This window comes from Coprococcus phoceensis (genome assembly GCF_900104635.1).
GTDB classification, from domain to species: domain Bacteria; phylum Bacillota; class Clostridia; order Lachnospirales; family Lachnospiraceae; genus Faecalimonas; species Faecalimonas phoceensis.
Genome location: NZ_FNWC01000007.1, coordinates 329,714 through 353,957 on the forward strand (window position 1 = coordinate 329,714; position 24,244 = coordinate 353,957).

Annotated in this window: 19 protein-coding genes, 1 pseudogene and 1 riboswitch; all 20 genes and pseudogenes read left to right on the plus strand. The window is 40.7% G+C overall.

Going from position 1 to position 24,244, the window contains the following annotated elements; translation table 11 throughout:
- The first annotated feature begins 2 nt into the window (after positions 1-2).
- The 20 genes and pseudogenes from BQ5364_RS05315 (at position 3) to BQ5364_RS05405 (ending at position 24,190) form a co-directional block, all read left to right on the plus strand.
- On the plus strand, positions 3-980 hold the full coding sequence (locus BQ5364_RS05315) for an ABC transporter ATP-binding protein (protein WP_004614451.1): 978 nt from the start codon (positions 3-5) through the stop codon (positions 978-980).
- Between the two features lie 54 nt (positions 981-1,034).
- A riboswitch (Lysine riboswitch) is annotated at positions 1,035-1,202 on the plus strand.
- A gap of 130 nt (positions 1,203-1,332) precedes the next feature.
- Complete coding sequence (locus BQ5364_RS05320) at positions 1,333-2,931, plus strand: Na+/H+ antiporter NhaC family protein (protein ID WP_071143804.1); 1,599 nt, start codon at positions 1,333-1,335, stop codon at positions 2,929-2,931.
- A gap of 113 nt (positions 2,932-3,044) precedes the next feature.
- Positions 3,045-5,969: an insulinase family protein gene (locus BQ5364_RS05325; protein ID WP_071143805.1), complete on the plus strand. Its 2,925-nt coding sequence runs from the start codon at positions 3,045-3,047 to the stop codon at positions 5,967-5,969.
- Between the two features lie 65 nt (positions 5,970-6,034).
- Complete coding sequence (era, locus tag BQ5364_RS05330; protein WP_022250770.1) at positions 6,035-6,934, plus strand: GTPase Era; 900 nt, start codon at positions 6,035-6,037, stop codon at positions 6,932-6,934.
- Between the two features lie 104 nt (positions 6,935-7,038).
- A complete protein-coding gene (locus tag BQ5364_RS17720) occupies positions 7,039-7,227 on the plus strand; it encodes a hypothetical protein (RefSeq protein ID WP_136017795.1) in 189 nt (62 codons plus the stop codon).
- Positions 7,172-7,921: a DNA repair protein RecO gene (gene recO / locus BQ5364_RS05335; protein WP_071144704.1), complete on the plus strand. Its 750-nt coding sequence runs from the start codon at positions 7,172-7,174 to the stop codon at positions 7,919-7,921. The genes BQ5364_RS17720 and recO overlap by 56 nt, the downstream gene beginning before the upstream one ends.
- An 86-nt stretch (positions 7,922-8,007) precedes the next feature.
- Positions 8,008-9,396: a glycine--tRNA ligase gene (locus BQ5364_RS05340; RefSeq protein WP_022250773.1), complete on the plus strand. Its 1,389-nt coding sequence runs from the start codon at positions 8,008-8,010 to the stop codon at positions 9,394-9,396.
- A 107-nt stretch (positions 9,397-9,503) separates the two neighbouring features.
- On the plus strand, positions 9,504-10,268 hold the full coding sequence (locus BQ5364_RS05345) for a transposase (protein WP_071143806.1): 765 nt from the start codon (positions 9,504-9,506) through the stop codon (positions 10,266-10,268).
- Between the two features lie 101 nt (positions 10,269-10,369).
- Entirely contained in the window at positions 10,370-11,749 is a 1,380-nt protein-coding gene (locus BQ5364_RS05350; protein WP_022250774.1) for an aminopeptidase, read from the plus strand.
- Between the two features lie 246 nt (positions 11,750-11,995).
- The gene (gene ppdK, locus BQ5364_RS05355) at positions 11,996-14,620 is read left to right on the plus strand and encodes a pyruvate, phosphate dikinase (RefSeq protein ID WP_004614442.1); all 2,625 of its coding nucleotides are present in this window, start codon (positions 11,996-11,998) and stop codon (positions 14,618-14,620) included.
- A gap of 179 nt (positions 14,621-14,799) precedes the next feature.
- Positions 14,800-15,219 carry a hypothetical protein gene (locus BQ5364_RS05360; RefSeq protein ID WP_071143807.1) on the plus strand — a complete coding sequence of 140 codons (420 nt, stop codon included), beginning with the start codon at positions 14,800-14,802 and terminating at the stop codon, positions 15,217-15,219.
- A 34-nt stretch (positions 15,220-15,253) separates the two neighbouring features.
- Positions 15,254-17,441 (plus strand): annotated as a pseudogene (secD, locus tag BQ5364_RS18830) (protein translocase subunit SecD).
- A complete protein-coding gene (locus BQ5364_RS05370; RefSeq protein ID WP_004614138.1) occupies positions 17,438-18,742 on the plus strand; it encodes a TrkH family potassium uptake protein in 1,305 nt (434 codons plus the stop codon). Before secD ends, BQ5364_RS05370 begins: the two are co-directional and overlap by 4 nt.
- A gap of 18 nt (positions 18,743-18,760) precedes the next feature.
- Complete coding sequence (locus tag BQ5364_RS05375) at positions 18,761-19,423, plus strand: potassium channel family protein (protein WP_004614137.1); 663 nt, start codon at positions 18,761-18,763, stop codon at positions 19,421-19,423.
- Positions 19,424-19,441: 18 nt separating this feature from the next.
- Entirely contained in the window at positions 19,442-20,497 is a 1,056-nt protein-coding gene (locus tag BQ5364_RS05380; RefSeq protein WP_044987877.1) for an inorganic phosphate transporter, read from the plus strand.
- A gap of 16 nt (positions 20,498-20,513) precedes the next feature.
- A complete protein-coding gene (locus tag BQ5364_RS05385; RefSeq protein WP_071143808.1) occupies positions 20,514-21,137 on the plus strand; it encodes a DUF47 domain-containing protein in 624 nt (207 codons plus the stop codon).
- A 41-nt stretch (positions 21,138-21,178) separates the two neighbouring features.
- Positions 21,179-22,981, plus strand: coding sequence for an NAD-dependent epimerase/dehydratase family protein (locus BQ5364_RS05390; RefSeq protein ID WP_004614134.1), 1,803 nt, complete (start codon positions 21,179-21,181; stop codon positions 22,979-22,981).
- Complete coding sequence (locus BQ5364_RS05395) at positions 22,978-23,379, plus strand: hypothetical protein (RefSeq protein ID WP_004614133.1); 402 nt, start codon at positions 22,978-22,980, stop codon at positions 23,377-23,379. The genes BQ5364_RS05390 and BQ5364_RS05395 overlap by 4 nt, the downstream gene beginning before the upstream one ends.
- On the plus strand, positions 23,379-23,672 hold the full coding sequence (locus BQ5364_RS05400; RefSeq protein ID WP_004614132.1) for a glycosyltransferase: 294 nt from the start codon (positions 23,379-23,381) through the stop codon (positions 23,670-23,672). The genes BQ5364_RS05395 and BQ5364_RS05400 overlap by 1 nt, the downstream gene beginning before the upstream one ends.
- Before the next feature lie 116 nt (positions 23,673-23,788).
- The gene (locus BQ5364_RS05405) at positions 23,789-24,190 is read left to right on the plus strand and encodes a hypothetical protein (RefSeq protein ID WP_004614131.1); all 402 of its coding nucleotides are present in this window, start codon (positions 23,789-23,791) and stop codon (positions 24,188-24,190) included.
- The last annotated feature ends 54 nt before the right edge of the window (positions 24,191-24,244 follow it).

The window sequence follows — 24,244 nt, forward strand, 5'->3', positions numbered from 1 at the left end:
TTATGGGCGAATATTTGCTTGAAGTAAAAAATCTGAAAAAAACATATCCGATATATAGAAATACAGGAAAACTTTTTGGTTCAAAAGAGCGTATGAATGCGGTGGACGGGATGTCATTTTATATCAAAAAGGGAGAGACCTATGGGCTGGTAGGAGAGTCTGGGTGCGGAAAGTCGACAAGCGGACGGGCAATTGTAGGATTGTCTAAAACAGACAGCGGTTCGATTTTTTATGAAGGGACAGATTTGTGCAGTCTGAGTGAAAAAGAATTTCGTCCGTTTCGAAAGGAGATACAGATGGTGTTTCAAAATACACTGTCTGCATTGAATCCGCGTCAAAGGATTGGAAGTATATTGGAGGATATTCTTTTTATTCACGGTGTGAAAGACCGTGAGGAAAGGAGAAATCAGGCAGTCGAGGTGCTGAGACGTGTGGGACTTGAAAAAGAGTATTATTTTCGATTTCCGCATGAACTTTCCGGAGGACAGGTTCAGCGTCTTGGGATTGCAAGTGCACTGGTTGTACAGCCCAAACTGATCGTGTGTGATGAACCGGTATCGGCTTTGGATGTATCAATTCAGGCACAGATTTTAAACATGCTCAAAAAGCTGCAAAAAGAACTAAAACTTAGTCTGCTTTTTATATCGCATGATATTGGTGTTGTGCGGTTTATATCGGATCGTGTGGGAGTAATGTATCTTGGTACATTGGTAGAGGAGGCAGAGACAGAAGAATTGTTTTCAAATCCGCTGCATCCTTATACAAAAGCGTTGCTCGCAGCGGCTTTGGATCCATATGTCAGCAGAAAAACGTTTGTGGCATTAAAAGGAGAACAGCCGATTCGAACGGAAAATTTTGTGGGCTGTGCATTTTACAGTCGATGTCCATATGCAGCAGAACAGTGTAAAAAAGAGACGCCTGTTCTCCAAAAGTTTGGAGAAGGACACAAAGCAGCATGCCACCGGGCAACAGAATTTTAAATTGAGTATTAACAATCGAGGAAAGTTATGATATACTATTAATAATTGAATGACTAAAAGGATAGAGGTGCGGATTTCATCAGTATTGTGTGGCAAAGTTGGACAGCCGCCACATACGAAAGGGAAAGTCGCCGAAGAGATGTTTTTTTGTCCAGAAAGATATCTCTGGGATATTGCAGAATATGCAATATACTGTCACTTATGTGGAGAGCTATCGTTGGTTTGTTAGGAATACGAAAGAAAAGATGCAGGATAAGTATGCGGGAACCATGAATGTGCTTTTACACAAAGGTCATTCATGGTTTTTATTATCAGGGGAGATACCCTTTGAAGGAAAGAGAGGAACTTATTTATGCATATTTCAAAAAAGAAAGTATTGTCAGTGTGTTCGAGTGTTTTTGTGTTGACGCTGATACTGTCTATGACGGTGTTTGCGGCTGAGAAAGCACCGAAACCGCAACTGTATGCTACTTTTTGGGCATTGATCCCTCCCGTTGTGGCGATTGCTCTCGCGTTGATCACAAAAGAAGTATATAGTTCACTGTTTGTTGGTATTTTGGTAGGAGCATTACTCTACTCGGGATTTTCATTTGAAAAAACGGTAGTACATATTTTTGAAGGCGGAATTATCAGCGTGCTTTCTGACAAGTATAATGTTGGAATTTTGGTATTCCTTGTGATATTGGGAGCAATGGTCTCCTTGATGAACAGAGCAGGAGGTTCCGCAGCATTCGGAGAATGGGCAGGACAACATATCAAATTACGTGTGGGCGCACAGCTTGCGACAATTGCACTTGGTGTGTTGATTTTTATTGATGACTATTTTAACTGTCTGACTGTGGGAAGCGTGATGCGTCCGGTGACAGACAAACATAATGTGTCTCGGGCAAAGTTGTCTTACTTGATCGACGCAACAGCGGCTCCGGTCTGCATCATTGCACCGATTTCTTCGTGGGCGGCAGCGGTGACCGGGTTTGTAGAAGGGGAAGATGGATTTTCAATCTTTATGCAGGCGATACCATATAATTTTTATGCACTTCTTACAATTGTGATGATGATTGGAATCGTATTGCTCAAAGCAGATTACGGTCCAATGAGAACACATGAGATGAATGCTTTGAAAGGTGATCTCTATACAACAGAGAACAGACCGTATGAAAATGTATCTGAAGGTGTTGTGAATCATAATGGAAAGGTAATTGATCTGGTGATTCCGATTCTTTCACTGATTGTGTGCTGTGTTATCGGAATGATCTATACAGGCAGATTTTTTGATGGAGTAGGATTTGTGGAGGCATTTTCAAACAGTGATGCATCTGTAGGTCTTGTGCTTGGAAGCTTTTTCGGACTGATCATAACGATTGCATTGTATGTGGTACGCAAAGTATTGAATTTCTCGGATTGTATGTCATGTATTCCGGAAGGATTCAAGGCGATGGTGCCGGCAATCATGATCCTGACATTTGCGTGGACATTAAAAGCGATGACAGACAGTCTTGGAGCAGCAGAATTTGTTGCAACGACAGTTGAGCAATTTGCGGGTGGACTGATGAACTTCCTGCCGGCGATCATTTTCCTGATTGGATGCTTTCTTGCATTCGCGACAGGGACATCATGGGGAACTTTTGGTATTTTAATCCCAATCGTAGTTGCGATTTTTGCAAACACGAACCACGAACTGATGATTATTTCTATTTCAGCATGTATGGCCGGTGCGGTTTGTGGAGATCATTGTTCGCCGATTTCTGACACGACGATCATGGCGTCGGCAGGTGCACAGTGTGACCATGTAAGTCATGTGTCCACTCAACTTCCGTATGCGATAACAGCTGCAGCGGTATCGTTTGTGACTTATATTATCGCCGGATTTGTGCAGAGCGCATGGATTGCGCTGCCGATTGGTATAGTGTTGATGGTAGGGACACTGCTGGTGTTGAGTATGAAAAAATAAGGGGAAAGAGCATCGTAAACTTTAAGTTTACGATGCTCTTATTTTTGTGATACAATAGAAATATATGGGAAGACTAAAAATAAAAGCTTATGACAGTAGAAAAGAGGAAATATATGAACATAAATGCAATGACAAACTATGAGCTGATACAGCAAAAAGAATTGAAGGATTTGAAGTCGGAAGGATATCTGCTGCGCCATAAAAAAAGCGGGGCGAGAGTGCTTTTGATGGAAAATGATGATGAAAATAAGGTGTTTACGATTGGATTTCGCACTCCTCCGGAGGACAGTACAGGACTTCCGCATATTTTGGAGCATTCGGTGCTGTGCGGATCGAAAAATTTTCCGGTAAAAGATCCGTTTGTAGAGCTTGTGAGAGGATCATTGAACACATTTTTGAATGCGATGACTTACCCGGACAAAACGGTCTATCCGGTGGCAAGCTGCAATGAAAAGGACTTTCAGAATCTGATGCATGTTTATATGGATGCGGTGTTTTATCCGAATATTTATGAGCATGATGAGATATTCCGTCAGGAGGGATGGAGCTATAATCTGGAATCAAAAGAGGATGCGCTGACTTATAATGGGGTGGTGTACAATGAGATGAAAGGAGCATTTTCCTCACCGGAGGGAGTACTTGACCGTGTGATCCTGAATTCACTTTTTCCAGATACCTCTTACGCGAATGAGTCGGGCGGAGACCCGGAAGTGATTCCGGAGCTTACGTATGAGCAGTTCTTAGAATTTCACAGCAGATATTATCATCCGTCCAATAGCTATATTTATCTGTATGGCGACATGGATATGGAAGAAAAGCTGGAATGGCTGGATCGAGAGTATCTGTCGAAGTTTGATACACTGCAGATTGATTCTGCAATCAGAGAGCAGGCTCCATTTGATGCTGTAAAAGAGATTGAGATGGAATATTCAATTGCAAGTGACGAGTCGGAGGAGGATAATACTTATTTATCATACAATAAAGTAATCGGAACAAGTCTTGACCGCGAATTGTATCTGGCATTTCAGGTTTTGGACTATGCACTTTTATCTGCACCGGGCGCACCGCTTAAGAAGGCGCTTGTGGATGCCGGTATCGGAAAAGATATTATGGGATCGTATGACAATGGAATTTATCAGCCAATTTTCTCGATTATTGCGAAAAATGCAAATTTGGAGCAAAAAGAAGAGTTTCTTTCTATTGTGGAACGAACATTGTCAGAGATCGTGAAAAAGGGAATGGATACGAAGGCGCTGGAAGCAGGTATCAATTATCATGAATTCCGTTATCGTGAGGCTGATTTTGGAAATTATCCAAAAGGGCTGATGTATGGACTTCAGATTTTTGACAGCTGGCTGTATGATGATGAGAAACCATTTATTCATGTGGAGGCAATTGAGACATTTGAATTCCTGAAGGAAAATATAGAGAACGGATATTTTGAGAAGTTAATCCAGAAATATCTGCTTGACAACACACATGGAGCGATTGTTGTAGTGAAACCGGAAAAAGGGCGCACTGCAAGAATGGACAGAGAACTGGAAGAAAAACTTCAGAATTATAAAGAAGGATTGAGTGACGAAGAAGTTGAAAAACTGGTACGGGATACGAAACAATTGCAGCAGTATCAGGAAGAACCGTCGGCAGCGGAAGATTTGGAAAAGATTCCAGTGCTGAGAAGAGAAGACATCAGCCGTGAGATTGCGCCGATTTATAATGAAGTGCTGGATTTTGACAGCACGCCGGTTGTTTATCACGAGATTGAGACAAATGGAATCGGATATGTGGATTTATTGTTCGATCTGTCAGGAGTATCAGAAGAGATGCTTCCGTATGCAGGAATTTTGCAGGCGGTACTCGGGATTATTGACACAAATAACTATGAATATGGTGAGCTGTTCAATGAGATCAATGTACACACAGGTGGTATCGGGACGTCGCTTGAATTGTATCCGAATGTAGAAAAAGTGAAGGAAAAAGAGTTTAAGGCAACGTTTGAGATCAAGACAAAAGCCTTATATGGCAAACTTCCGGTTGCATTCTGTATGATGCAGGAGATTTTAACAGAGTCGCAACTGACAGATGAAAAACGTCTGAAAGAGATTCTTTCCATGGCAAAATCAAGACTGCAGATGCGTTTTCAGTCTTCCGGACATACAACAGCGGCTCTGCGAGCAATGTCGTATGCATCTCCGTTATCAAAGTTGAAAGACCTGACATCAGGAATCGGATACTATGAGATTGTAAAACAGATTGAAGAGCATTTTGAGGAAGAGAAGGATGTTTTGATAAAGAATCTGCAGACACTTACGAAATTACTGTTCCGTCCGGAAAATATGATGGTAAGTTACACGGCTGCAAGAGAAGGAATGGAAGATTTGGAAAAACTTGTGAGTGAATTGAAGGCGAAATTATTTACGGAGCCTGTACAGGGGCAGCCTTGTGTGATTCACTGTGAAAAGAAAAATGAAGGATTTAAGACATCGTCCAAAGTACAGTATGTAGCTCGCGCAGGAAACTTTATTGACGGTGGAGCTTCTTATACTGGAGCGCTCCAGATTTTGAAAGTGATTTTAAGTTATGATTATCTGTGGCAGAACGTCCGTGTAAAAGGCGGAGCATACGGATGCATGAGTAATTTCACAAGAATCGGAGATGGTTACTTTGTGTCTTATCGCGATCCAAATCTGGAAAAGACAAATGAGATTTACGAAGGTGTGGCAGAATATCTGAGACAATTCTCAGTAGGAGAACGGGACATGACGAAATATATTATCGGAACGATAAGCAATATTGATCAGCCTATGACTCCGGCATTAAAAGGAGAGCGTTCTATGAATCTTTATATGAATCATGTGACTGCACAGATGATAGAAGAAGAGAGAGCGCAGATTTTGGATGCAAACGAAGAGGATATCCGGGCACTGGCGGAAGTGGTTGAGGCAGTTCTTGGAAGCAATCAGATTTGCGTAATCGGAAGCGAAGAGAAAATTGAGGAGCAGAAGAGCTTGTTTAAAGAGACAAAAAGTTTATTTTAACAGTTCGGTTATAAGTGAGGAGTTTAGCTGTGTAAGCAGCGGAAAATATACAGATAGGAGAAGCTATGAGAGCAGATTATAAATCAGGTTTTGTAACATTGATCGGGAGACCGAATGTAGGGAAATCTACATTGATGAATTATCTGATCGGACAGAAGATCGCGATTACATCGAACAAACCGCAGACAACAAGAAATCGAATCCAGACCGTTTTGACAACGGAGGAAGGTCAGATTGTCTTTGTAGATACACCTGGAATCCACAAGGCGAAAAATAAGCTTGGGGAATATATGGTGAATGTGGCGGAGCGGACATTGAATGAGGTCGATGTGGTACTTTGGCTTGTGGAGCCGTCTACCTTTATCGGGGCAGGGGAGAAACACATCGCAGACCAGTTAAAAAAAGTAAAGACGCCGGTTGTGCTGGTAATTAATAAAGTAGATATGGTAAAAAGAGAAGAAGTGCTGACGTTTATAGATGCATATCGTAAAATATATGATTTTGCGGAGATTGTTCCGGTATCGGCAAGAAGCGGGGAGAATACAGATGAGCTTGTGAAAGTGATTTTGCAGTATCTGCCGTATGGTCCACAGTTCTATGATGAGGATACGGTTACAGATCAGCCGGAGCGCCAGATTGTATCGGAATTGATTCGCGAAAAGGCGCTGCACTGTCTGAATGAGGAAATTCCGCATGGAATTGCAGTGTCGATTGACCGTATGAAAGCGCGAAAGAAAGTGATGGACATCGATGCAACGATCATTTGTGAGCGTGATTCACATAAAGGAATCATCATCGGAAAACAGGGAAGCATGTTAAAGAAGATAGGAAGTACCGCCAGATTTGAGATTGAGCGTCTTTTAGATTGCAAGGTAAACTTACAGTTGTGGGTGAAGGTGAAGAAAGACTGGAGAGACAGTGACTTCTTGATTCAGAATTTTGGATATAAAAACGAGGAAGAATAAACTTGTCAAGGGGTTGCGACACAAAAAGAACTGGCAGATAGTCTCAGTATGGAAACGGTCGAATGGGAAATCCTAATGTTAGAAGCACAAAGGAGGGATTTTTCATGACGAAAACAGATTGGTGGGAAACATTTACAAAGACAGGCTGCGTGACAGATTATTTGTCTTACAAGGGAGTTGGTAAAGAGGAATATTCCTGTGTGCAGCCGAAAAATAGAAACGTGGGAGAGAGAACACTTGAGTCAGTCAGTAACAGTGACAGGGATGATACTGTCCGCGTCACCTATCGGTGAGAATGATAAAAGAATTGTGATTTTGACAAAAGAAAAAGGAAAGATTTCAGCGTTTGCAAAAGGGGCAAGAAGACAGAACAGCCATCTTCTTGGCGCGACGAATCCTTTTTCTTTTGGCGAATTCGTTTTGTATGAGGGAAGAAGTTCCTATAATCTGCTGCAGGCAAACATTTCCAATTATTTTATGGAACTTGCAACGGATTTAGAGGGGGCTTACTATGGATTTTATTTTATGGAGTTTGCCGATTATTATACGAAAGAACACAATGACGAGCGGCAGATGTTAAGGCTTTTGTATCAGACATTGCGGGCATTATCTTCAAATAAGATTCCGAGAGAACTGGTGAGGTACATATTTGAATTGAAGACGCTGGTTGTAAACGGAGAGTATCCGGATGTGTTTCACTGCACAGGGTGTGGTACGCGGGAGCAAGGTGTTTTGTTCAGTTGCAGAAACAGAGGGATTGTATGTGAAAAGTGCAGGCGTACAGTGTCTGATGGAATCCAGATCAATAGTTCGACTCTTTATACGATGCAGTATGTAGTAACTTCTACGATTGAGAAACTGTATACGTTTGTTGTGTCAGATGAGGTGCTGAAACAGCTTGGAAAGATTATGAAACAATATACGGGAATGTATGTGGATAAACGATTTAAATCACTGGAAATTTTGGAAATGTGCCTGCTTTCCTGAGGGCTTAGGAAAGAGGGTTGAAAAATCAGCACTTTAACGGTATAATGAAACACATTAAGAAATTCGAAATGAGAGGAATGAATAAGATGGAAAAAACAATGGAAAAAATTGTAGCACTTGCGAAATCAAGAGGATTTGTATATCCGGGATCTGAGATTTACGGAGGGCTTGCAAATACATGGGATTATGGAAACCTTGGTGTGGAATTGAAAAACAATGTGAAAAGAGCATGGTGGCAGAAATTTATCATGGAAAATCCATATAATGTAGGTGTGGATTGTGCAATCTTGATGAATCCACAGACATGGGTGGCTTCCGGACATTTGGGAGGATTCAGTGATCCGCTTATGGATTGTAAAGAATGTAAAGAGAGATTTCGTGCAGACCAGTTGATTGAAAGTTTTGCAGAAGAAAATGGAATCGAACTGACAGAAAGTGTGGATTCGTGGTCAAAGGAGCAGATGGAAGCTTGGATTACAGAGCACAATGTTCCATGTCCGACATGTGGAAAACACAATTTTACAGAGATCCGTCAGTTTAACCTGATGTTTAAGACTTTCCAGGGGGTAACAGAAGACGCAAAAAATACAGTATATTTAAGACCGGAGACTGCGCAGGGAATCTTTGTAAACTTTAAAAATGTACAGCGTACATCCAGAAAGAAAATTCCATTTGGTATTGGTCAGATCGGTAAATCATTCCGTAACGAGATCACACCGGGCAACTTTACATTCCGAACAAGAGAATTTGAGCAGATGGAATTAGAATTTTTCTGTGAACCTGGAACGGATTTGGAATGGTTTGCATACTGGAAACAATTCTGCCTTGACTGGTTGAAGTCACTTGGAATTAAAGAAGAAGAAATCAAAGCAAGAGACCATTCAGCAGAAGAACTTTGCTTCTACAGCAAGGCTACGACTGACGTAGAATTTTTATTCCCATTTGGCTGGGGAGAACTGTGGGGAATCGCAGACAGAACAGATTACGACTTAACACAGCATCAGGAAGTATCAAAACAGGATATGACTTATTTTGACGATGAGAAGAAAGAAAAATATATTCCATACGTTATTGAGCCGTCACTTGGTGCAGACCGTATGGTACTTGCATTCCTTTGCAGTGCTTATGATGAAGAAGAGTTAGAAGGTGGAGATGTTCGTACAGTACTTCACTTCCATCCGGCGCTTGCTCCAATCAAGATTGGTGTGCTTCCGTTGTCTAAGAAATTAAACGAAGGTGCGGAGAAAGTATTTGCACAGTTGTCAAAATATTATAACTGTGAATTTGATGATCGTGGAAATATCGGAAAACGTTACCGTCGTCAGGATGAAATCGGAACACCGTTCTGTATTACATATGATTTTGAATCAGAAGAAGACGGAGCGGTTACTGTTCGTGATAGAGATACTATGGAACAGGAACGAGTTAAGATTGAAGATTTGAAAACATATTTTGAGAAAAAATTTGAATTTTAATCAATTGGGGACGTAGTAAAATTGAATTTAACTACGTCCCCAATTGAAAAAAGTGGTGTCCCTAAATTGCATCTATCCCTGTCCCTAAATGTAAGGAGGGAAGAAGAGTGCCGCACAAACCAAGAAGAGAAAGCAGCACAAGATTTTATCATATTTATGTCAGAGGAATAAATAAAGAAAAGATATTTGGTCAACCAAGAGAAAAAAATTATTTTAAAAGAATTATCAGAAAATATTTAAAAGAATATGATGTTGAAATATATTCTTACTGTATCATGTCAAATCATGCACATCTGCTAATTAAATCGGACTTAAAAGAATTATCTATGTTTATGTCAAAAGTCTTGGCAAAATACGCGCAATATTATAATTATAAAAATAATAGAAATGGTCATGTATTTCAAAACCGCTTTGGAAGTGAATGTATTGAAAGTGAACGGTATTTTTGGAATTGTTTAAAATATATACATATGAATCCTGTGAAAGCCTGTATGGTGTCAGGCTTAATGGATTATAAGTATAGCAGTATTAAAGATTATATGAATGAAATTGTGGATATACTACATGAAAATGCAATCAAACATTACAAAATGAAATTTCATGATTGGAAAGAATTCCAGCAATATCATCAACCCCAAAATCCAGATATATTTATGGATAGCAAAGAAGAAGTTTATATTCAGAGAAAAGAAAAAGCTTTGTTGCTCTTGTGGGAGCTTCAAAAAGAAAAAGGGGTGGAAAATGCTATGGAAATTTTGGAAGAGGGTGAATTAAGGAAAGTATATAAAAAGAGATTAAAAGAAGAGCTGAAAATATCGAATAAAATGTTGAATAAGATTTACGATGAATTGAAATTGAAAATTATTGGATAGGATAAAAAGACAGGGATAGATGCAATTTAGAGACAGAGTATTCAATTGGGGACGTAATAAAATTGAATTTTACTACGTCCCCAATTGAAAGGGAGGATAGTATGACTAAGAAAAATTTATGGAAATCATATAGTCAAGATGAATATGTGAAATTGGAACAAGTAAACAATGCATACAAACAGTATCTGAATTTTGGAAAAACGGAAAGGGAATGCATAAAGGCTACTATTCAATTAGCGCAAAAGGCAGGGTACAGAGATTTGCAGGAAATCATAAAAGGGAAAGAGCCGTTGAAAGTAGGAGATAAAGTGTATTCTGTATGTATGGAGAAAACAATTGTGTTATTTCAGATTGGAAAAGAAAATATTGAAACTGGTCTCAATATTTTAGGTGCGCATATAGATTCACCTCGTATTGATGTGAAGCAAAATCCGTTGTATGAAGCTGGAGAATTTGCCTATTTAGATACCCATTATTATGGAGGAATAAAAAAATACCAGTGGGTGGCATTGCCGCTGGCGATACATGGTGTTGTGGTACGCAAAGATGGTACAAAACAGGAAATTGTAATCGGTGAAAAAGACGAAGAACCAATTTTTGTGATTACAGATTTATTGGTGCATTTATCAGCAGAACAGATGGAAAATAAAGCCGACAAAGTAATCGAAGGTGAAAAATTGGATTTAATTGTCGGAAATAAACCAATGAAAGGTATTGAAAAAGAAGCAGTGAAGGAAAATATACTTGAGCTCTTGAAAAAAATGTATGATATTGAGGAAGATGACTTTATTTCTGCAGAATTAGAAATCGTTCCGGTTGGAAAAGCAAAAGACTGTGGAATAGATAGAAGTATGATTATAGGATACGGACAGGATGATAGAGCATGTGCCTTTACATCGCTTCTAGCAATACTTGATACTGAAGGAGTCAAACGAACAACCTGTTGCTTGTTGGTGGATAAAGAAGAAATAGGGAGTGTCGGTGCTACAGGAATGCATTCGAAATTTTTTGAAAACACAGTTGCTGAAATTATTGATAGAATGGGAGAATATTCTGAGCTAAAATTAAGAAGAGTATTGGCAAATTCAAAAATGCTATCTTGTGATGTGAGTGCGGCATTTGATCCGATGTATGAGAGTGTATACGAAAAGGAAAATACTGCTTATTTTGGAAGAGGGATCATATTTAATAAATATACGGGGAGCAGAGGGAAAAGTGGTTCTAATGATGCAAATGCAGAGTATATTGCACATTTGAGAAATATATTAGAAAAGAATCAGATAGTTTTTCAGACTGCAGAATTAGGGAAGGTAGATGCGGGGGGAGGAGGTACTATTGCGTATATTCTGGCTGCGTATGGAATGGAAGTGATAGACTGTGGAGTGGCAGTGTTGAATATGCATGCTCCATGGGAAATTGTAAGTAAAGCAGATATTTATGAAGCCTACAAAGGATATAAAGTTTTCCTGAAAGAAGGATAGAAAAACTGTTCAAAAAGGGACAGGGGTATTTTCAATTGGGGACGTAGTAAAATTCAATTTTACTACGTCCCCAATTGAACAAAAAGCCTTGACGAACCCTGAAAAACCGTATAGAATGAAGATACGACGAAAAATGTCGTATTATACCCGTTAATAATATAAAGCATAGAAAATCGACTTTGGGTAGAAAGTCGTCTTTTTCGTGCGGTGTATTAATAAAAATATTATTTAGGAGGTCACAAAGACATGACAAAATGGGTTTATATGTTCACAGAAGGTGACGCAACCATGAGAAACACTCTTGGTGGTAAAGGTGCTAACCTTGCTGAGATGACAAAATTAGGTCTTCCAGTACCACAAGGTTTCACAATCACTACAGATGCTTGTACTCAGTACTATGAAGATGGAAGAAAGATTAACGATGAGATCATGGAACAGATCATGGAAGCAATCGTTAAAATGGAAGAGATCACAGGAAAGAAATTCGGTGATAAAGAGAATCCACTTCTTGTATCTGTTCGTTCAGGAGCAAGAGCTTCTATGCCAGGTATGATGGATACAATCTTGAACCTTGGTTTAAATGAAGAAGTTGTAGAAACTTTAGCTTCTGCATCAGGAAATGCTCGTTGGGCTTGGGACTGCTACAGAAGATTTATCCAGATGTACTCTGACGTAGTTATGGAAGTAGGTAAAAAATACTTCGAAGAATTAATCGACAAGATGAAAGAAGACAGAGGAGTAACTCAAGACGTTGAGCTTACAGCAGAAGATCTTCATGAGCTTGCAGAGCAGTTCAAAGCTGAATATAAAGAAAAAATCGGTGAAGATTTCCCATCAGATCCAAAAGAACAGTTAATGGGAGCAGTAAAAGCTGTATTCCGTTCTTGGGATAACCCACGTGCTAACGTATACCGTCGTGACAACGATATCCCATATTCTTGGGGAACAGCTGTTAACGTACAGATGATGGCATTTGGTAACATGGGAGATGATTGTGGTACAGGTGTTGCATTTACTCGTGACCCAGCTACAGGAAATAATGGTTTATTTGGAGAATTCCTTACAAATGCACAAGGTGAAGACGTTGTTGCTGGTGTTCGTACACCAATGCATATTTCAGAAATGGAACAAAAATTCCCAGAAGCATTCGTACAGTTCAAAGAAGTTTGCCAGACTTTGGAAAAACACTACAGAGATATGCAGGATATGGAATTTACAGTAGAACACGGTAAATTATACATGTTACAGACACGTAACGGTAAGAGAACAGCTCAGGCTGCTTTGAAAATCGCTTGTGATTTAGTAGATGAAGGTATGAGAACAGAGGAAGAAGCAGTTGCTATGATCGATCCTCGTAACTTAGATACATTACTTCACCCACAATTTGATGCTGCTGCATTAAAAGCTACTGCACCAGTTGCAAAAGCACTTGGAGCATCACCAGGAGCTGCATGCGGTAAAATCGTATTCACAGCTGACGATGCAAAAGAATGGGCTGCAAGAGGAGAAAAAGTTGTTCTTGTTCGTCTTGAAACATCTCCAGAAGATATCGAAGGTATGAAAGCTGCTCAGGGTATCTTGACAGTACGTGGTGGTATGACATCTCACGCTGCCGTTGTAGCACGTGGTATGGGTACATGCTGTGTATCTGGTTGCGGTGACATCACAATGGACGAAGCTAACAAGAAATTCAAATTAGCTGGAAAAGAATACCATGAAGGAGATTTCATTTCTCTTGACGGATCTACAGGTAATATTTACGACGGAGTAATCCCAACAGTAGATGCTACAATCGCTGGAGAATTCGGAAGAATTATGGGATGGGCTGACAAATACAGAACATTAAAAGTTAGAACAAATGCAGATACTCCTGCAGATGCAAGAAAAGCTCGTGAGCTTGGTGCAGAAGGTATCGGTCTTTGCCGTACAGAGCACATGTTCTTCGAAGGAAACAGAATCGATGCATTCCGTGAAATGATCTGTTCTGAGACATTAGAAGAAAGAGAAGCTGCTCTTGAAAAAATCCTTCCAGAACAACAGGGAGATTTCGAAGCATTATATGAAGCATTAGAAGGAAATCCGGTTACAATCCGTTTCTTAGATCCACCGCTTCATGAGTTCGTTCCTACAACAGAGGAAGACATTAAGAAACTTGCAGATACTCAAGGAAAAACAGTTGAACAGATTAAAGCAATCATTGATTCTTTACATGAGTTCAACCCAATGATGGGACACAGAGGACTTCGTCTTGCTGTAACATATCCAGAGATTGCTAAGATGCAGACAAAAGCTGTTATCCGTGCTGCTATCAATGTACAGAAAGCACACAGCGACTGGACAGTAAAACCAGAGATCATGATCCCATTGTCATGTGACGCAAAAGAATTAAAATATGTAAAAGATATGGTAGTAGAGACTGCAGATGCTGAAATCGCTGCAGCAGGTGTTGAGCTTGCATACGAAGTTGGTACTATGATCGAGATCCCAAGAGCTGCCCTTACAGCTGATGAGATCGCAAAACAGGCAGACTTCTTCTGCTTCGGTACAAACGATTTAACACAGATGACATATGGATTCTCTCGTGATGATGCTGGTAAGTTCTTAGATGCTTACTATGATGCAAAAATCTTTGAAAATGATCCATTTGCTAAATTAGACCAGATCGGTGTAGGTAAATTAATGGAAACAGCTATTAAATTAGGAAAACCAGTTAATCCAAACCTTCACGTAGGTATCTGTGGAGAACACGGTGGAGATCCAAGTTCTGTAGAATTCTGCCACAAGATTGGCTTAGACTACGTTTCTTGCTCACCATTCCGTGTGCCAATCGCAAGATTAGCTGCTGCACAGGCTGCTATCAATAACAAGTAATACACCGTAGATAACAGGTGTAGAAACTTCATTAGTTTCAATAACAGAACCCCTTACGCTTTCATTGCGTAAGGGGTTTTTTAGGTAGTTGTTGCATCTAAGAAAAATTTTTATATTGACATATAGTTGGTTTAGTGTTAATCTCAATATACTTTGAGAAGATAGGAAAGGAGAAGACAATGGAAAATAAATTAAAAGTTTTTGGTGTAACCGTTTTGATTTTAATATTCGGTCTTTTTCTCCATTCTTTTTTACAGTTTCGAGATATGGATTCGTATGCGGGGAGAACAACTTCAAGCATACGAACAGAAACAAAGTACACAGATGACATGGGCGCGAAAATTCTTCATGATAGTTATTTGCGTTCGGAAAATCGGAAAGAAGCGTTTTCTGCTCAAAAGTTTGAACAGCGTAAGAGTGTTCAGCGATTATCAATTGAATTCTTTGTGATTCTTATATTCTCTTTGGGCATATGTCTGAAGAGAGTCTATTTGTCGTATATTCAATTCTATTCATTCCCCTTTGAGAGGTTCCTATGGGAGCAAAGTGTTTTGCTCAAAAAGGATGGGAAAAAAGAGAGGATTTGCTTTTGCCTTTAAAGATTAGAGAGAAGTAAAGAAGGAAAGCGAGAAAATGAAAAATAAAAAATTACATATTTGGATTGCTCTTGTAGTAATCGCTTTTTTTGTGTGCCTGGCAATCTTTGGATGCGGAGACAGTATCAAAGGAATTCGCGATATGCGTTTTGGAATCGATATTCGCGGAGGTGTAGAGGCGGTCTTTGAACCGGCGGGGTTAAAAACAAAGCCGACTAAGGAACAGTTGGAAATGGCAAGAGATGTAATAGAGACCCGATTGGATGCACAGAATATTTTAGACAGAGAAGTAACGGTGGACGAAAAGGCGGGAGATATTATTGTGAGATTTCCGTGGAAATCAGATGAAAAAGATTTTGATCCGGAAACCGCCATTCAGGAACTTGGAGAGATGGCAGAGTTGACATTTCGAGGAGAAGATAACACAGTGTATGTGAAAGGGTCGGATGTTTCCAAAAGTCAGGTGGCGGTGGATCAACAGAATCGGTATGTCGTAGAGCTGGAATTTACGAGTAAGGGGTGCAAAGAAATTTGCAGATGCGACAGAGAAGCTTGTCGGACAGACTATGAGGATTTACATGGATGAAGAGTTGATTTCAAATCCGACTGTCAATGCAAAAATAACAGGCGGGAAAGCTGAAATTACAGGGATGGCTTCACAGGAAGAAGCGCAGAATCTTTCCGACAAGATTAATTCAGGAGCGCTTCCGTTTTCAATGGAGACGACTAATTACAATACAATCAGCCCGACACTTGGAAATAAGGCGTTAAATGCGATGGCACTGGCTGCTGAGATTGCATTGGTATTGACTTGCCTGTTTATGATTGCGTGGTATCGCCTTCCGGGAGTGATCAGTTGTCTGACACTGGCATTTCAGGTCGCGCTACAGGTTTTAGTTATTTCGGTTCCGCAGTATACAATCACACTGCCCGGAATTGCAGGGTTAATTTTATCAGCCGGCATGGCGGTGGATGCCAATATTATTATCAGTGAGCGAATCAGTGAGGAACTGAAAAAGGGAAATTCGGTCAGAACTGCGGTGAAGAATGGATATAAGCGTGCCTTTTCGTCTGTTTTGGATGGAAATGTTACGACGGCTGTAGTAGCTGGAATTTTGATGGTGCTAGGCTCCGGCACGATGCTGAGCTTTGGATATACACTGCTCACAGGAGTTATCATCAACCTGCTTGCAGGTGTATGGATGTCCAGATATATGTTGAATTCGGTTATAAGATATAAGCTCTTCAATCAGGAAAAATGGTTCCGCAAAAAGAAAGAAAAAAAGATTCTGAAATTTGCAGAAACAAAAAAATATTTCTTCCTGACAAGTGTTGTGCTGCTTATGGCTGGATTGATTTGGAGTTCGGTAAATGGAATGAAATTAGATACCCAGTTCACCGGCGGAGTCATCTTAAGATATACATATAGCGGAGAGGCTGATACCGGAAAAATCCAAAAAGAGGTTCAGGATGTTGTAGACAGAAATGTCAATGTGCAGACTGCAAAAAATTCGGCTACAGGGGAAAAGAATCTGGTAATTACATTATCAGGGAAGAAAGGACTGACACCGGAACAACAAAAAGAGATCCTGAATACGATCAATGAGGGAAATACAAATCAGTTTGAGACGGCGGAGACATCGGCGATAGAACCATATATTGGTGCGAAGGCATTGAAAAACTCAGCGATTGCGATTGTTTTGTCATTCCTGTTTATTGTAGTGTATATCCGAGTGCGGTTTTCAGCATTAGGAGGACTGGCGTCAGGAGTTACGGCGGTGATTGCGCTGCTTCACGATATACTTATTGTGTTGTTTATCTTTGGAATTTTCAAGATTCCTGTGAACGATGCATTTGTGGCTGTTACTTTGACGATTATCGGATATTCGATCAACGATACAATCGTGTTATATGATAGAATTAGGGAACACAGAAATGGTGCAAAAAATAAAAGCACACTGGCAGAGCTGGTGGATATCAGTACGACAGAGACCTTGCAACGCTCTATAAACACAGCATTTACTGTGGTTCTGTGCGCATTTGTTATTTTTGTAGTTTCCGTAGTGTATGGAATGGAATCCATCACGAATTTTTCACTTCCACTTTTAGCAGGACTCATTTCGGGATGTTATTCTTCCATTTGTATAGCCGGACCACTATGGGTATGGTGGGAAGAACATAAAGAAAGGATTCAGAAAAGAAAGACAGGACGAAAAGGAAAATGAAAAAGATAAGTATGTTTTTAAGAAATCAGCCTCCAGGCAGAATGATTGTGGGAGGATTTGCAGGTGTCATACTGTTTGGTATGATTCTGCTGCTCCTTCCGATATCTGTAAAAGATGGAGCAGAAGTATCTGCCATCGACGCGTTATTCACCTCTACCAGCGCAGTGTGCGTAACAGGTTTGATCGCGATTGATACAGCAGATCATTTCACTGCCTTTGGTCAGGGGATTGTGGCAGCATTAATACAGATTGGCGGGCTTGGAGTGACCTCGCTTGGTGTGGGGCTTATGCTTGTGGCAAGAAAAAGAGTCGGAATCAAGAGCCGAATGTTGGTAAAAGAAGCATTGAATATCGACAGTTATAAGGGTATTGTTAAGCTGGTGAAAGCGGTATTGCTAATGACGCTGTGCTTTGAAGCCGGAGGCGCTATCTTAAGTTTTTTTGTTTTCAGCCAGGATTACGATACGGTTCATGCAGTGGGAATCAGTATATTCCATTCAATTGCGGCATTTAACAACTCAGGGTTTGATATTTTGGGAGGGCTTAGGAACCTTACGATTTATCAGGACAATGTTCTTTTGAATCTGACAACCTGTATCCTGATTATTTTTGGAGGACTGGGATTCCTTGTGATTTTGGATATACTAAAACAAAAGCGTTTTCGCAAACTGACCTTGCATTCTAAGGTGGTTATTGTCACGAGTTTAGTTTTGCTGGTTGCGGGAACGGTTATATTGAAGTTGACAGAAAATGTGACATGGCTTGGGGCGTTCTTTCAAAGTGTTTCAGCAAGAACAGCCGGATTTTCCACATACCCGATTGGAGAGTTTACAAACGCCGGTTTGTTTGTATTGTGTATTTTGATGTTTATAGGTGCTTCTCCAGGATCTACAGGTGGAGGTATCAAGACGAGTACATTTTTCATTATGTTCCAGAAGATAAGAGGAACATGCACAAAGGGAACGGTGCATGCGTTTCACCGAAACATATCAGAGCAGAATATTACAAAGGCGTTTATGATTACGATTCTTTCCGGAACGGTTGTATGTATCGCAACATTTTTCATGTGTGTACTGGAACCGGAATATAGTTTTATGCAGCTTCTGTTTGAAGTGGTTTCCGCATTTGGAACGGTAGGTCTTTCCACTGGAATTACCCCTGAACTCAGTGTAGCTGGAAAGGCTGTTATTATTATTGTTATGTTTATAGGAAGAGTTGGAATTATTACGTTACTTTCTATGTGGGTGAATCGTGTAGAACCAAGAGCGAGATACTCAGAAGAGGAAGTTTCAATAGGCTAAAAAGGGAGAAATTAGAAAATGAAAAAGAAATTAGAGACAGCGTATGGAGTGATTGGTCTGGGGCGTTTTGGAGCAGCCCTGGCAATGATGCTGGCACAATCCGGCAATGAAGTGATTGCAGTAGACAGAGATGAAAAGAAAGTAAAAGAGATGCGTCAGTATACCGATTGTGCTTTTGTGACAGATGATCTCAGTTCGGACACTCTGAAGGAGATCGGAATTCAAAATTGTGATGTGGTCATTATTTGTATTGGAGAGAAAGTCGACGTCAGCGTATTGACAACGATGAGTGTGATAGAGTTGGGCGTGCCTCGTGTTATTGCAAAAGCGCTGAGCCCCGAGCAGGGTGCAGTGCTTGGCAAGCTTGGCGCTGAAGTAGTATATCCGGAGAGGGATATGGCGCTCAGACTTGGGAAAAAGCTATTGTCTAACAATTTTTTGGAGTATGTTTCTCTGTGCAATCAGGTCGAAATCCGTCAGATACGGGTTCCGAATCATTTGATTGGAAAGAGCATAGAAGAGACAGAGATTCGCCACAAATACCGACTGAATATTATTGCTATTGAAAATGGTGATGAGACAGATATCGAAGTGATGCCGGACTACCGTCTGCGTCATGGGGATATCATTGTGGTCATCGGAAAAGTCGATAACATTGATGTTTTTGTAAATGAGATTTAAGTGCCGGAGGGAAAGATTATGGAAATGACATTTATAAATTTCTGGCAGGAGATCGTGAGAAATCCGATGCTGTTTATCACAGTTTTACTTACATTGGGAGTTATTTTTGTAAATGGCTGGACAGATGCACCGAATGCGATCGCCACCTGTGTGGCTACCAGATGTATGCCTGTGCGTGCTGCAATCATGATGAGTGCGGTGTTTAACTTTCTCGGTGTTTTTGTGATGACACAGATCAACAGTTCTGTTGCATCTACGATCAGTAATATGGTGGATTTTGGAGAGCACACAAACGAAGCTTTGATTGCACTGTGTGCGGCGTTGCTGTCTATTGTGGTTTACAGCACAGCCGCCTCGTTTTTCGGGATACCGACAAGTGAGAGCCACAGTCTGATTGCAGGCTTATCAGGAGCGGCAATCGCCATTCAGCATGGAGTGAGCGGAATTAATTTTGATGAGTGGATAAAAGTGCTGTACGGACTTGTGCTGAGTTTGGTTTTGGGATTTGCAACAGGATGGGCAGTGTGCAAATTGCTTACTGTTTTGTGCAGGGCGATGGATCGCCGAAAGACAAATCGCTTTTTTGGCGGGGCACAGATTGCAGGTGCCGCAGCTATGAGTTTTATGCATGGTGCACAGGATGGACAGAAGTTCATAGGTGTTTTGTTTTTAGGGATTGCATTTGCGGGAGGACATAATTCTGTAAATGGTATGGAAATTCCGGTGTGGCTGATGCTTTTGTGCAGTATTGTTATGGGTGTGGGAACCAGCGTAGGAGGAGAGAAGATTATCAAATCCGTAGGAATGAATATGGTAAAACTGGAACGTTATCAGGGATTTTCTGCTGACCTTGCGGGAGCAATCTGTCTGCTGTATTCGAGCCTGATGGGAGTTCCGGTTTCGACAACGCACACAAAGACAAGTGCGATTATGGGAGTAGGGGCAGTAAAAAGACTTTCGGCTATTAATTTTTCGGTTGTAAAGGATATGATGCTAACCTGGATCTTTACATTTCCAGGCTGTGGATTGATCAGTTTTTGTATGGCAAAAATATTTATGTACATGTTTGGATAAAAGGAGGAAGATGGCAATGTCAAAAAAACAGGATGATTATTACTTTGACAATTTTATTAAATGTGCGGAATACGCATGCAAAGAAGCGTATTTATTGAAAGAGATACTGACGGATTTTCAACCAGCAGAAATCTCAAAGCGTATGGAGGAAGTTCATGAAATTGAGCGTGAGGCAGATACGCACAGACACGAGATCACAGACAAACTTGCGAAGGCATTTATTACTCCGATTGAAAGGGAAGATATCATCGCGCTCAGCCATCACATTGATGATGTGACAGATAAGATTGAGGAAGTGTTGATCCGTGTTTATATCAACAATGTACAGGAGATGCGCGAGGAAGTCTTCAGCATGCTGAATGTGGTCATTGAATGCTGTGAAGAACTTCGGAATCTGTTGAAAGAATTTAAGAATTTCAAACATTCTAAAGAACTCAAACAGAGTATTATCCGATTGAATACATTGGAAGAAAAAGAAGATGATCTGTTTATTTCCAGCATGAGAAAATTGCATGTGGAAGAGAAGGATGTCAGAAATGTGATTGCCTGGAGAGAGATTTACACATATCTTGAAAAATGTGCGGATGCCTGTGAACATGTGGCGGATATCGTAGGAAGTGTTGCGATGAAAAATACATAAGTATAGAAATGAACTAACAGAAATACGAGTTAGTTCTTTTTATGTTCGCTCTAAAATTGTCAACAGGAAGTTTCCGCACGATGGCAGTGGCGCAGGGAGAGGAATTGTGCCGTAGTTATCGAGAGACGAGTGGGAGCAACACGGTTGTTTTGAGATTTGACCACCTCTACGGGGAACCAAAGAAAGAACGACAGGAAGAGAATCCTTGTTTTCAGATGATGCTGGAGGCGCTAAAGACCGGCAAGATTTCTGCGAACAGTCGAAATGTATTTTCTCTTTTGTATATGAGTGATGCAGTAGAGTTTACATACCAGATTATCAAAGCGGAGAATCTATTACATGCGACTTACAACATTGCATCAGGAGAAAGCATTACACAGATGGAACTGGCAAGACAGATTCAAAAGTATGCGGGGACGGGAATGGAACTGGTGGACAATACGGTGGGAGAGGGATATCGCCGGGTATTAAGTACCGAGCGTTATAAATGCGAATTTCCACACAAAGTGTTTGTTCCAAGTGAAGAAGGTGTAAAAAGAACAGTCAAATACATGAAGAAACATAGCAGGAGATTTCTGAAGAAGGAAGATGCCGGGGGAAGTATTGGCAGCCGCACGTGGAAAATGATAAAAAACATTGTACGTTTGCTCATCCCGTATCTGGAAAACCTGTTTTGCTTTGGAGTGTTTTTTATGCTGAATAACAGGGCTGTTTCCAGTGCGTATTACAATAAATTAGACTTTTATCTGTTATATGTGCTTTTGTTTGCAATCGTATATGGGCAGCAACAGGCGATTTTTTCAGCGCTGCTTGCCGTGGTTGGATATTGTTTCCGACAGATGTATGACCGAAGTGGATTTGAAGTCCTGATGGATTACGGTACGTATGTCTGGATGGCTCAGCTGTTTATACTCGGAATGGTTGTTGGATATATGCGGGATCAAATCCGCTACATAAAAGAGAAGGACAAAGAAGAAATTGGTTATCTGAACGGGCAGCTTGGAGATATGATCGATATCAATGAGAGAAATGTGCGAATGAAGCATATGTTTGAACGCCAGATTGTGAATCAGAAAGACAGCCTTGGGAAAATTTATGCGATTGTGTCAGAACTTGATCAATATGGTCCGGAGGAGGTGCTTTTCTATGCGGCGCATGTGCTGTCACATTTGATGGATACGCCCGATGCTGCAATTTATACTGTAGTAAATGGAGACTATGCGCGTCTGTTTTCTTTCACATCTGATACTGCAAAGAAGATGGGAAATTCCATTAAGTACACAGATATGAAAGAACTGTATGGAGAACTGAAGGAACGCCGCGTGTATATCAATCGGACAATGGACAACAGGTATTCCTTGATGGCGGTCGGGGTATATGCGGAAGAACAGATGCAGATTATTATGATGCTGTGGGGGATTCCATGGGAACGGATGAATCTGGCAGAATCGAACCGATTGATGATTATCGGTTCTCTTGTGCAAAATGCCGCAGTTCGTGCAAGTCGTTATCTGGAAGCGCTGCATGAAAACCGATATGTGGCAGATACAAATATTTTAGAGCAGGAAGCTTTTGAAAGACTTGTGAATGCGTTTTTCGATGCAAAGGGTAAAGGATGGACAGAATGTTCTCTTTTAAAGATAGAAGATGCAGCGCGAACGTATGAGGACACCGCGCATGCCTTCAGTTCGCTGCTTCGCCAGACCGATTATCTGGGCGTGCTGCAAGATGGGCTATATGTACTGCTTCCAAATACCAGCGAGGAAAATGCAAAATGGGTTATCGCAAGATTCCAAGAGCAGGGATGTAACTGTGAACTGAGGAATAGGGAGGTGACGGGATGATGGACAGAGAGGAAATGTTGTTTTGCGTAATATGGGGATTAAATTTTTTGATCTCGATCTTGTGTTTTTTGTGGAAAGCAAAGGAAAACAAAACGACATGGAGAATGCGGCTTGCCGTTATGGTGCTCTGCCCGGTTATAGGACCACTGTTCTTTGCGTGCAGTCAGCTTGTCTATCGAACGATTTTTCGGCAGGAGGTAGATTTGGAAGATGTGATTTTCAGTAAAGAGCGCATTAAGACGCATCTGAAAGCAGATGAAGAGCGTGAACGCAACATGGTACCGATTGAGGAGGCGCTGGCGGTCAGTGATAGAAAAAATCTTCGTATGTTGATGATGAATGTGATTCGCGGAGATTTAAAAGATTCTTTGGAGTCAATCATGTTGGCTTTTATGTGATGACGTCCAGAGCAGAAGGGCTTCCGATGGTTCTTCTGGAGGCGGCAGGATACAAAGTGCCGAGTATTAGCTTTGACATTCAGACCGGACCAGCAGAGATTATCGAAGATGGGAAAACCGGATTTTTGATTCCGCCGTTTGACTTAGAGCAGATGGAAGAAAAGATAGAACTGCTCATTCAAAAAGATGCTTTGCGCAAAAAGTTTGCACAGCAGGCGGAAAAGAGCAGACAAAAATTTGCACTAGACAAAATCGTGGCACAGTGGGAACGATTGTTAGAAGAAATTATATAAAAAAGGGACTTGCATATCTGTCTCACTTTTTGCACTTTCTCTATTGATTTCACATGAAATTAGGAATACAATCGATTGTAAAAGGGAGATGAAGTGGAACACAAAAAAGGAAGGTGATGATGGTGCATCAAGTGGATATGGAACGGTTTGCATTTTTATTTTTATGTGGAAATAGGGACAGGCGCATCTTGCAGGGAAAAGAAAAAATGACATTTTCGGATCTTGACAGATTGAACTATATTACTGATTTTTTGGGACTAAAGCTTTACGGGCTGGAGATTTGGAACAAATATGCCGGACAGTTCAGGGAGCAGTTTCAACAGTTGCAGCGATTGTATGATGAGACAAGCAGCATTGTACCTTATGATCCATCGGAAACAGATGAAGATCAGCAGGAACAGTGGGTGAAAGATTTTTGCAGACAGGTACCGGATAGGAAAAGCCGGAGAAAATTGGAAGAAATTGTAAAACAACTTTATATGGAAAGAGGTTGGGAAGGATTGCAAAGCGATATATGAAGTCGAAAGAAAAAATCAATAAAGATTATAATGTTTTTAGAACTCTCCGGTTTC

Coding starts and splice junctions, on each gene's coding strand:
- BQ5364_RS05315 (WP_004614451.1), top strand. CDS start 3: ATGGGCGAATATTTGCTTGAAGTAAAAAATCTGAAAAAAACATATCCG.
- BQ5364_RS05320 (WP_071143804.1), top strand. CDS start 1,333: ATGCATATTTCAAAAAAGAAAGTATTGTCAGTGTGTTCGAGTGTTTTT.
- BQ5364_RS05325 (WP_071143805.1), top strand. CDS start 3,045: ATGAACATAAATGCAATGACAAACTATGAGCTGATACAGCAAAAAGAA.
- era (WP_022250770.1), top strand. CDS start 6,035: ATGAGAGCAGATTATAAATCAGGTTTTGTAACATTGATCGGGAGACCG.
- BQ5364_RS17720 (WP_136017795.1), top strand. CDS start 7,039: ATGACGAAAACAGATTGGTGGGAAACATTTACAAAGACAGGCTGCGTG.
- BQ5364_RS05340 (WP_022250773.1), top strand. CDS start 8,008: ATGGAAAAAACAATGGAAAAAATTGTAGCACTTGCGAAATCAAGAGGA.
- BQ5364_RS05350 (WP_022250774.1), top strand. CDS start 10,370: ATGACTAAGAAAAATTTATGGAAATCATATAGTCAAGATGAATATGTG.
- ppdK (WP_004614442.1), top strand. CDS start 11,996: ATGACAAAATGGGTTTATATGTTCACAGAAGGTGACGCAACCATGAGA.
- BQ5364_RS05360 (WP_071143807.1), top strand. CDS start 14,800: ATGGAAAATAAATTAAAAGTTTTTGGTGTAACCGTTTTGATTTTAATA.
- BQ5364_RS05370 (WP_004614138.1), top strand. CDS start 17,438: ATGAAAAAGATAAGTATGTTTTTAAGAAATCAGCCTCCAGGCAGAATG.
- BQ5364_RS05375 (WP_004614137.1), top strand. CDS start 18,761: ATGAAAAAGAAATTAGAGACAGCGTATGGAGTGATTGGTCTGGGGCGT.
- BQ5364_RS05380 (WP_044987877.1), top strand. CDS start 19,442: ATGGAAATGACATTTATAAATTTCTGGCAGGAGATCGTGAGAAATCCG.
- BQ5364_RS05385 (WP_071143808.1), top strand. CDS start 20,514: ATGTCAAAAAAACAGGATGATTATTACTTTGACAATTTTATTAAATGT.
- BQ5364_RS05390 (WP_004614134.1), top strand. CDS start 21,179: ATGTTCGCTCTAAAATTGTCAACAGGAAGTTTCCGCACGATGGCAGTG.
- BQ5364_RS05395 (WP_004614133.1), top strand. CDS start 22,978: ATGATGGACAGAGAGGAAATGTTGTTTTGCGTAATATGGGGATTAAAT.
- BQ5364_RS05400 (WP_004614132.1), top strand. CDS start 23,379: ATGACGTCCAGAGCAGAAGGGCTTCCGATGGTTCTTCTGGAGGCGGCA.
- BQ5364_RS05405 (WP_004614131.1), top strand. CDS start 23,789: ATGATGGTGCATCAAGTGGATATGGAACGGTTTGCATTTTTATTTTTA.